This is a genomic window from Corallococcus sp. 4LFB (assembly GCF_046520365.1).
Taxonomy (GTDB): domain Bacteria; phylum Myxococcota; class Myxococcia; order Myxococcales; family Myxococcaceae; genus Corallococcus; species Corallococcus caeni.
On the sequence record NZ_JBKGHJ010000385.1, the window covers coordinates 1 to 8,349 of the forward strand.

At 70.1% G+C, this 8,349-nt stretch carries 9 protein-coding genes and 2 pseudogenes; 3 read left to right on the top strand and 8 right to left on the bottom strand.

The features are described from left to right. The 8 genes and pseudogenes from ACLEQD_RS31340 to ACLEQD_RS31375 all read right to left on the bottom strand — a co-directional run. A pseudogene (locus tag ACLEQD_RS31340) lies at window positions 1-945 on the bottom strand (hypothetical protein); the annotation flags it as partial. Between the two features lie 115 nt (window positions 946-1,060). Continuing rightward, a complete protein-coding gene (locus ACLEQD_RS31345) occupies window positions 1,061-1,879 on the bottom strand; it encodes a type III secretion protein (RefSeq protein WP_410389174.1) in 819 nt (272 codons plus the stop codon). Between the two features lie 110 nt (window positions 1,880-1,989). Next, window positions 1,990-2,409 (bottom strand): ATP-dependent helicase HrpB, encoded by a 420-nt coding sequence (locus tag ACLEQD_RS31350; protein WP_410389176.1) that lies wholly within the window; start codon window positions 2,407-2,409, stop codon window positions 1,990-1,992. A 22-nt stretch (window positions 2,410-2,431) separates the two neighbouring features. Continuing rightward, a complete protein-coding gene (locus ACLEQD_RS31355; RefSeq protein ID WP_410389178.1) occupies window positions 2,432-3,268 on the bottom strand; it encodes a sigma-70 family RNA polymerase sigma factor in 837 nt (278 codons plus the stop codon). Window positions 3,269-3,277: 9 nt separating this feature from the next. Continuing rightward, complete coding sequence (locus ACLEQD_RS31360) at window positions 3,278-3,673, bottom strand: hypothetical protein (protein ID WP_014398430.1); 396 nt, start codon at window positions 3,671-3,673, stop codon at window positions 3,278-3,280. A 25-nt stretch (window positions 3,674-3,698) separates the two neighbouring features. Next, window positions 3,699-4,133 carry a tetratricopeptide repeat protein gene (locus ACLEQD_RS31365; protein WP_120530743.1) on the bottom strand — a complete coding sequence of 145 codons (435 nt, stop codon included), beginning with the start codon at window positions 4,131-4,133 and terminating at the stop codon, window positions 3,699-3,701. A 95-nt stretch (window positions 4,134-4,228) separates the two neighbouring features. After that, window positions 4,229-4,792, bottom strand: coding sequence for a hypothetical protein (locus tag ACLEQD_RS31370; RefSeq protein WP_410389180.1), 564 nt, complete (start codon window positions 4,790-4,792; stop codon window positions 4,229-4,231). 141 nt (window positions 4,793-4,933) lie between these two features. Continuing rightward, window positions 4,934-5,218 carry a hypothetical protein gene (locus tag ACLEQD_RS31375; protein ID WP_171421756.1) on the bottom strand — a complete coding sequence of 95 codons (285 nt, stop codon included), beginning with the start codon at window positions 5,216-5,218 and terminating at the stop codon, window positions 4,934-4,936. 280 nt (window positions 5,219-5,498) lie between these two features. Here ACLEQD_RS31375 and ACLEQD_RS31380 point away from each other — a divergent pair, with 280 nt between their 5' ends. From ACLEQD_RS31380 to ACLEQD_RS31390, 3 genes and pseudogenes are all read left to right on the top strand, one after another. Beyond that, complete coding sequence (locus tag ACLEQD_RS31380) at window positions 5,499-6,128, top strand: hypothetical protein (protein ID WP_410389182.1); 630 nt, start codon at window positions 5,499-5,501, stop codon at window positions 6,126-6,128. 131 nt (window positions 6,129-6,259) lie between these two features. Continuing rightward, complete coding sequence (locus tag ACLEQD_RS31385; protein ID WP_410389184.1) at window positions 6,260-7,585, top strand: flavin monoamine oxidase family protein; 1,326 nt, start codon at window positions 6,260-6,262, stop codon at window positions 7,583-7,585. An 85-nt stretch (window positions 7,586-7,670) separates the two neighbouring features. Continuing rightward, window positions 7,671-8,349: pseudogene (locus ACLEQD_RS31390) on the top strand (hypothetical protein); the annotation flags it as partial.

The following is an 8,349-nucleotide window of genomic DNA, read 5'->3' on the forward strand; positions in this document are numbered from 1 at the left end:
CAGGCGGACGGGCCGCTCGATGAGGCCGCGCATGGCCAGCCGCTCCAGGTCCATGACGATGTCGGTGCGGCCGCCATCGCCCCGGGCCGTCGGCCGCGAGCGCTCCTCGCGCACCCACTTCGCCAGCAGGTGGCCGAACTCGCCCCGGTGCTTCTCCAGCATGCGCGCGGCGAACTCCGGGACTGCGCCACGCACGCGCGCGCCAGCCGCTGCACGCCCGCGCTCGCGGATGGCCCCGGCCAGGCGGCTGAAGCCTTCGTGCAGGTTGAGCTGCGCGCGCGCGTCCTCCTCCGGGAGCTTGCGCGGCGCATTGGCCGCCACGGACTTGCTCGCGAGCTGGAGCAGATCCGGAGGCAGCGACTCCATCAGGCCGTTCAGCTCGTCTTCGGGGAGCCCCGCCAGCGCCGGGCCGAGCACGCGCGCCCCCAGGCGATCACTCACCGTGAGCAGTTCGCGCGTCTGCAGGTTGAGCACGTCCGCGAACTTGAAGCCCGCGGACTGGCCGGCGACCTCGCGCGCCAGCGCCTCCTCCAGCTTCCAGCGGATGATGTCCAGGACCTGGGGCCGCACCTCGCGGGTGAGCTTCACGCGCGAGGGCGGCAGGTGGCCGCGCACGGCCTCCGCCATGTTGCCGGGCAGCGCGCGCAGGGTGAGCTCCACCAGCGCCCCGCGCTCGCGCTGGAGCAGCGCCGCCAGCCGCTCCGGATCCGCGGTCCACAGCTGGCCGCGCCGGTCCTTCATCAGGCGCTTGAGCTCCTGCACCACCGCGGGCAGGCGCTTCTCGCGCGGAATCTGGAGGATCTCCTGCGCGCGGTGGCGCAGGAGCGCGCCCTCCTCGTCCGGCAGGTGCTCCAGCGCCGCCATGCTCTCCTGGCCACCGAAGGTGACCGCGGTGAGCAGCATCATGGTCTGGCGCTTGCTGAGCGAGGTGAAGAAGGAATCCAACGGTCACCTCGCGGGCCCCCAGGTGGCCCGCTGAAGATAGAAGACGTGTCCCCGGCCTGGAGGACACGTCCCGCGGTCCGCCCCAGGAGGGCCGCGGGGAAGCCGACGTGCGGGACTACTCGGTGCGGCCGCGCGCGCGGGCGGGGCGCGCCGCCGCGGCGGGGGCAGCGCCACCGGAGCCGCCGCGCATGAAGGTCCACGCGGTGACGCCCATCATCGCCAGGATGAGCGCGAACGCGCCGCCGAGGATCATCTTGAACGTGCTCGCGCTGGCGGCCGTCATGCGAACGCCGAGCACGTCCTGCAGGCGGTTGGTCTCCGTGGTCTCCGCAGTGGGGGCCATGGCCTCCGTCATCAGGACGGTGACGGCCTCCGGCTTGAGCTCCGACACGGAGCTGGCGACGAACTGCTTCACCGCGTCCATCGTGACGGGGGGCTTGCCGCCCTCCACGGTGCGGTACTTGATGAACACGGAGGCCGACGGCATCGGCTTGTTCTCCGGCTGCGACAGGTCGTTGTTCTCCGGCACCATCACGATGGCGCGCGCCTCCAGCACGCCGTCGATCTGGTTGAGCGCGTTGGAGACCTCGCCCGCCATGGCCTTGAGGAGCATGGCGCGCTCCTCCGTGGCGGTGGGAACCATGCTGCCCTTGGCGAAGTGGGACAGGCCCTTCTCCACCGGGCGCGGCAGCGAGTTGCGCTTCAACAGCTCCGCGGCCTGGGCGGCGTCGCCCTTGGGGACGACGATGGTGAAGCGCACTTCGTTGCCGCCCTCCGCCTTCTCCTTCTTGGCGTTGATGCCGTTCTTGCTGAGCAGGACGTAGATTTCATTCGCGTCCGCCTCCGTCAGCTCGTGCTGCAGCTCGATGGAGCAGCCGGTGAGGAACAGCAGGGCGAGGAGCGGGGCGGCGTAGACGGACGTTCGGCGAGTCATGGGCGCGCGTAGCTTAACAGGGCCCTTGCAAAACGCGGAAGGGCGCCCCCTCCCGAACCCTGGGAGGGACCGCCCTTCGCATGCCGCCATGGCCCGGCGGGGTGGGGACTTCAGACCTGCGTCTTGACGACGTCCTTCAGGCCGCTGGTGGCCTTCTCGACGACCTTCGACGTGAGGTCCAGCTCCTGCGAGTACTTGTACATGGACGCCTGGAGACCGAGCAGCTCCGCGTTGGACATGTTCTTGCCGGAGGAGGCCTCCTTGATGAGCTTGTCCATGCTGACCTGGCCCTTCTCGAGGCCGGAGACGAGGTCGGACACCATGCCGCCCGACTTGGTCGTCTTGGAGGCTTCGGCCTTCGCGTCCACGGGCTCCGCGCCCCTGGCCGTGGCGGGCTGCTGGGCAGCGCCGCTCACCTTGTTCAGGTTGGCCTTCTCCGCCTTGTTGACGGTCTCCACCTGGCGGACGGAGTCCACCTTCTGGGTGGCCTGCGCGGCCTGGGCCTTGTTCACGTTCTGGGCGGCGTCCACCTGGCCAGCGCCCTGCGCCTTGTCAGCGAGAACTCCGTCGAACTTCGACGCGCCCGTCTTCTGCGTCTGCTGCGCGCCCTGGTCCTGCAGCTTTTGCTGCGCTACCTGTGCCGCGGAGATGCCGCTCATCGGAGCCGCCATGTGACACCCTCCTTGCATCCGTCGAGGGGGGAGGGAGTTCCTCCTCCTCGTTCAAGAGTTCCTTGAGCCGATCAATGGCCCGCGCATGAAGCCGCGACGCCCAGCTCTTCGACTGCCCGATCTCCGCCCCTGCCTCTTCCAGCGTGCGGCCCTGGAAGTAATAGCCCTGCAGGAGCTTGCGCTCTTTTTCCGGGAGCTTCTCGATGGCCGCGCGCACCCGGTTCTTCAACTGCTCCATCTCCAGGCGCTGATCCGCCGGGAGGGATTCATCCACGTAGCCCGCCGCCTCCGCCCCTTCCGCCCCCGCCGCGAAAACCGCCGCGAGGCCCGCCACGGCATCCGAGATGTCTCCAATATCATCGTCGAATGACGCCCCGCGGTTGCTTGCGCCCTGCTCGCGGTCCGCCAGATTTCCCAGATACGCCGTCGCGCGCTCGCCTTGATAGGCCGTGCGGGCGTCGGCGCCGCGCAGGACGCCCATCTTCCTCAGACCGTCGAAGATGGCGCCCTTGATGCGGTAGTGGGCAAAGGTGAGGAAGTTGGCACCCACCTTGGGATCGAAGCGCTCCGCGGCTTCCAGGAGGCCGATCTGCCCATAGGCCAGCAGTTCATCCAGCTCCAGCTGGGCATTGAACTGCTTGCGCACGGTGGCCGCGAGCGACCGCACGTACGGGCCGTACTTCTCCAGGATGACCTTCCTGTCTTCACCCAGAGGCAAGCGGCGCGCTCACTCGGCCTTGGACCACAGCCGCTCGAGAACCTGGTTCAGCCGGGGATCATCCTGCAGCGCCCCGGCGATGCGGCCCGTGAGGGCAGCGGACTTCATGTTCAACTTCTCCTGGAGCACCTCTGAGACGAGCGCCTTCGTCGCCTCCTCCTTGCTCTTGAAGCCCCCGTTCTTCAGCCGCTTGGCGATGGCGAGTGCCTGCGCCGCGATGGGATCCGTAGCCTGGGGGCCCTGGACGTTGCTGGAGCCTACCAGACCCGAGGGCCCGACGAGAGACTCCGTGCGGTCCACCTTGCCGCCAAAGGACGCGCCAGAGGCACCCGACGGACCGGACGCCCCCTTCACGCCGCCCGCGCGGCCCTTTCCACCCCCACGTCCGACTCCACCGACAGCCATCGAGTTACCTCCTTCTTCCTGCCTGCTACTTCTTCGGCGGAGGCAGGGCCCCCGCTTCCTTCGCCTGGATGAGCGCCTGGGCCAGCTTCGCGCCGTCGCTTTCCGGCTCCAGGTCGATGGCGGCCTTCAGTTCCTTGAGGGCCTCCGGCACCTTGCCCATGAACAGCAGGGCCTCCCCGGCGTGTGCCCGGGGCAGCGACGACAGGGGCGCCAGGCGCTGGGCCACCCGGTAGGCCGCCAGGGCCTTGTCGTGCTTGCCCTGCGCGAACTCCACGGCGCCCAGGCCAATCTGCGGCACTTCGCTCTTGGGCATCAGCGCGGCGGCACCGACGAAGACCTCCTTGGCCTTGTCGAAGTGACCCATGTCCAGCCACAGGTAGCCGGACTCCAGCAGGACCATGGCCGGCTGGCGCGCCAGGGGCACGAGGCTGTTGGCAATCTCCGAGGGGGTCTCCGCCATGGACGTCGCGCTGCCTTTCTGGTCGCCGGAAGCGCGGAAGGCGGCCGTCGGGGGCCGCCTTCCTTGCACCGGTCAGATTCCGCTGTCCGTGAAGACTAGCGGATGTTGCCGATGGAGTTCTTGGTCGTATCGTGCCGCGACTTCATCACGTTGGAAACAGCCGTGAAGAGCTGCGACTCGTGCTGCATGGCGGACTGCATGTTCAGCAGCTTGACGTTGTCGTCCATCATCGACTTGAGCGAGCCGTTCATGTTGAGCTGGTCGCCCACGCTGCCGCCGCCCGAGGCGGAGCCGACGCTGGTGCCGATGGTGGAGGCGGAGCCGCCCGCGGAGGGCAGGCCGGTGCCCGCACCGGGCAGGTTGGTGGAGGGCACCGCGCCGGAGCCGGTGTTCATCACGCCGACGTAGGGGCCGCCCGCCATGCCGGAGCCGGAGGCGCCGGAGAAGGTCTGGGCGGAGGAGACCGCGGCGGAGACGATGCCGGCACCGGGAACGAAGCCCGCAACCGCGCCCACGCCCGCGCCCACGGCGCCGACGGTGCTGTTCAGGCCGTTCTGCACGCGCGCACCAAAGCTCGTGTTCGGCGTCTGCCGAGCCGTGGTCATCTGGGTGTTCATGCGCAGGTTCGGGCCCATCATGCCGCTGTCGATCTTGCTCATTTCAGCCTCCGCGCTGGTGCCAGCGTTGATTCAAAAGGGGAGCCGGGGATCATCCCGAGGCTCTTTCAAGGGATTATCGGGAGAGCCAGCCGCCGGTTGCCTGCTGGTGACGAGAAATCGTCAGGGCCCCCGAAAAGCCCGTCATTTCCGGCCCTTGGGCTGCTTCGACTCCGCGACGAGCTTCTCGCGGACGTCCACGAGCAGGGCCAGCAGCTCCTCGGACCGCGCGATCGCAGCCTGGGCCTTCTTGCCGACCTCCGCGCGCGGCCCCTTGAGGTCGGCGAGTCCCTGCTTCACGGGCGCGAAGAGCGCCTGGACGTCGCTGGCGGAGGCCTTCTCGATGAAGGTCTCGACGGCGGGATAGGAGGGGACAGGCAGTTCCTGGGGCTGGGGCTGCGGCGCGGAGGGCCTGGCGGGCGGGGGCATCGAGGTCACGGTCTCCTGGCGGGAGCAGGCACAGGGGCCAGCCTCCGCTCTTTGCCCAGCACGCTAGGTGAATCCGGAGTGGGCTTCAAGCACCCCACCCGGCGGCTGGAGTGCCGGTTGTCGGGTCCGGACCACGTCCCACGGGCCGGGGAGCGAACAGGCGCGTACACGGTCTTCTCCCCCCGGCCTGTCCCCCGCTCCCATCACCCCTAGCTTCTTCCCAGCGGGGGGCCGCGCAGGTGACCACCCCGTCCCACTCACATCATCCGGGAGAGATTCCATGAAGAAGCTCATCGGGGTTTTCGCGTCCGTGGCGCTGCTGGGTTCGGGCGTGGCCTTTGCCCAGGACAGCGCGCCGCAGGGCTCGCAGCAGCCGTCGACGACCACGGGCACCATGCCAGGGTCGTCCACGCAAGGCTCGTCCACGGGCAGCATGCAAGGCTCGTCCACGGGCAGCTCGGATGCCATTGGCGGCTCGGGGTCGTCCGCCGCGCACTCGACGGGTTCGTCCTCGTCCAGCATGACGGGCGCCAACGAGCTGACGGGCAAGGTCGTCAAGAGCGAGAGCAAGAAGGTCTACATCAGCAGCTCCGGCGGCGCGGTGGTGCCCCTGGACATCGACAAGAACACGCAGTTCACCGACCCGAGCATGAAGAACGCCAAGAGCCTGAAGGAGGGCCAGGAGATCCGCGCCAGCTTCCAGGTGAAGGACGAGAAGAACATGGCGACCCGCATCTCGCCGAGCGAGGGCACGGGCGGCTCGGGCTCCGACATGATGTCGCCGGACCCGTCCATCAACGAGGACACGGGCGGCTCGGGCATGGATGACCAGAACCAGGACATGGGCAAGGGCAACGACTCCACCATGACCCCGGACACCGGCTCCAGCAGCTCGCCGAAGACGTACTAGCCCCGCCTCTGCCCTCCCCTGTCCTCCTCCCGCCCGGGAGGGGGACGCTGGCTCGCGGCCCTCCGTTCGTCAGGTGGGCCGCGGGCGTCTTTTTCGTGATGGGAGCTCCGCCTGGGCGGAGCAGGAGCGGCATGGATCACGAGGCCGACGTCGTCATCCTGGGCGCGGGCGCCGCGGGGCTCGCCGCGGCCGAACGCTTGATGGGCAAGGGCCTGCGGGTCATCGTGCTGGAGGCGCGCGACCGCGTGGGCGGCCGCGTGGCGACGCTCCGGGACACGGTGGCGGACGTGCCCCTGGAGCTGGGCGCCGAGTTCGTCCACGGCAAGCCCGCCGCGCTGCTGCGGCGCATCCGCCGGGCCGGGCTGACGGTGAGCCCCTGCAACGACACGCATGCGCTCCTGTGGCGGGGGAAGCTGGACGACGGGGAGGAGTCCTTCGCGTTCCAGGAGCCCTTGATGTCCGCGACGGCACCCGACCGTCCCATGGCGGAGTGGGTGGCGGAGCAGGCGCGTCTTCACCAGTGGCCGCCCGTCGTGAGCGCGATGGCGCGCTCGTATGTCCGGGGGTTCTACGCGGCGGATCCGGACGTCGCGAGCACGCTCGCCATCTCCCGGATGGAGCGGACCGCGGAGGACTCCGGGGGCACGACGCCGTCACGCGTGATGGAGGGATACGACCGCGTGCTGCACGCGATGGCCGCGAAGCTGCTCGCGAAGCCGGGCACGCTGTTCCTCAACGCGGTGGCCGAGGAGGTGCGCTGGAAAGCGGGCTCGGTCCGGGTGCGGGCCCGGACGCGGCAGGGCACTGCGCTCGGGACGTTCCAGGGTGGGCACGCGGTGGTGACGCTGCCCGTGGGCGTGTTGCAGGCGAAGCCACCCGCCCCTGGCGCCGTGCGCTTCGTGCCGCGCGTGCGGGAGCAGGAGCGCGCCTGGAACCGGTTGGCGATGGGCGCCCTGGTGAAGATCCTCCTGCGCTTCCGCACGCCGTTCTGGCGCGAGCAGGAGGCCACCGCTCGCTTCGGCTTCTTCCATGCGCCCGCCGCCCCGTTCTCCACATGGTGGACGCTGGCGCCCCACCGGCGCACGCGGCACCTGGTGGGCTGGAGTGGAGGCCCCACCGCCGCGGCGTTGTCCGGCTTGAGCGACACGGCCGTGCTGGGGCGCGCGCTGCGGGGACTGTCACAGCTCTTCCACCGCCCCGTGCGGGAGCTGAACGAACAGCTGGAGGCGTGGCACGTGCAGGACTGGCAGGACGAGCCGTACACGCGCGGGGGCTACGCGGTCATTCCGTCGGGCGCGATGGACGCGGTCGCAGCGCTCGCCAGGCCCGTGGGCCGGACGCTCTTCTTCGCGGGCGAGGCCACGCACGTCGGCGGTGAGGAGGGCACCGTGCATGGGGCGCTCGAGACGGGCCGGCGCGCGGCGGACGAGCTGTGGGCCGGGCGCTCGAAGGCTTGAGCCCTCATCGCCCTCCAGGCGGGCCAGCGGGCGGAGGGGCGGTGGCCGCGATGTGGCGCCGTTCGCGCGTGGACATGTTCATGGCATGCGCCTCTGGATCGCCATCGTCGCGGGATTGAGCCTTGGACAGACGCAGGAGGTGGAGCCATTGCCTCCGGAAGATCCGTCCGTGAGGGACCCTGCCGCGGCCGCCCTGCAGGATGCCTACGAGCAGGCCGCGGACGACCTGGACGGCGCGCGTCCTCCCCAGGGCTATGTCGTCCAGAGCCCAACGGACCCGACCGAGAGCAACTACCGCACGCTGACGCCGTTGCTGCCCGATGGCAGCACACCGGTCACCGCGGGCGAGGTCGCGATCCAGCAGTCGCAGAAGTACGTGGCTCCTCCCGCTCCCACGGTCTTCGAGCAGCAGGCCGCATCCAATGAACCGGCGGCGACGGATGAATCCCAGCTCCAGTCGGGCACGGGTGGCGCGGGCGCGGCGGGCACACCGGGCACTGCTTCGACCGAGGGAGGAACCACCGCGGGGCCGTCCGATACCGGCGCGGGCACGGCGGGGACGTCGCCGACCGCGGGGCCCACGAGCGCGAACGCCCCGGGCTTCGGTGGCACCTACGACACGGGCGCGGCCTCCCCTGCGGCTCCGGGCGATGTCGCGTCGGGCAGCTCGGGTGTGCCCCCGCTGGATTCATCACGCGTGACGGTACAGGAGCCGGGCACCGCGACGGGTGGCTCGGGTACCGCCGGGACGACGGGCACCGGGG

Coding starts and splice junctions, on each gene's coding strand:
- ACLEQD_RS31345 (WP_410389174.1), bottom strand. CDS start 1,879: ATGACTCGCCGAACGTCCGTCTACGCCGCCCCGCTCCTCGCCCTGCTG.
- ACLEQD_RS31360 (WP_014398430.1), bottom strand. CDS start 3,673: ATGGCTGTCGGTGGAGTCGGACGTGGGGGTGGAAAGGGCCGCGCGGGC.
- ACLEQD_RS31365 (WP_120530743.1), bottom strand. CDS start 4,133: ATGGCGGAGACCCCCTCGGAGATTGCCAACAGCCTCGTGCCCCTGGCG.
- ACLEQD_RS31370 (WP_410389180.1), bottom strand. CDS start 4,792: ATGAGCAAGATCGACAGCGGCATGATGGGCCCGAACCTGCGCATGAAC.
- ACLEQD_RS31375 (WP_171421756.1), bottom strand. CDS start 5,218: ATGCCCCCGCCCGCCAGGCCCTCCGCGCCGCAGCCCCAGCCCCAGGAA.
- ACLEQD_RS31380 (WP_410389182.1), top strand. CDS start 5,499: ATGAAGAAGCTCATCGGGGTTTTCGCGTCCGTGGCGCTGCTGGGTTCG.
- ACLEQD_RS31385 (WP_410389184.1), top strand. CDS start 6,260: ATGGATCACGAGGCCGACGTCGTCATCCTGGGCGCGGGCGCCGCGGGG.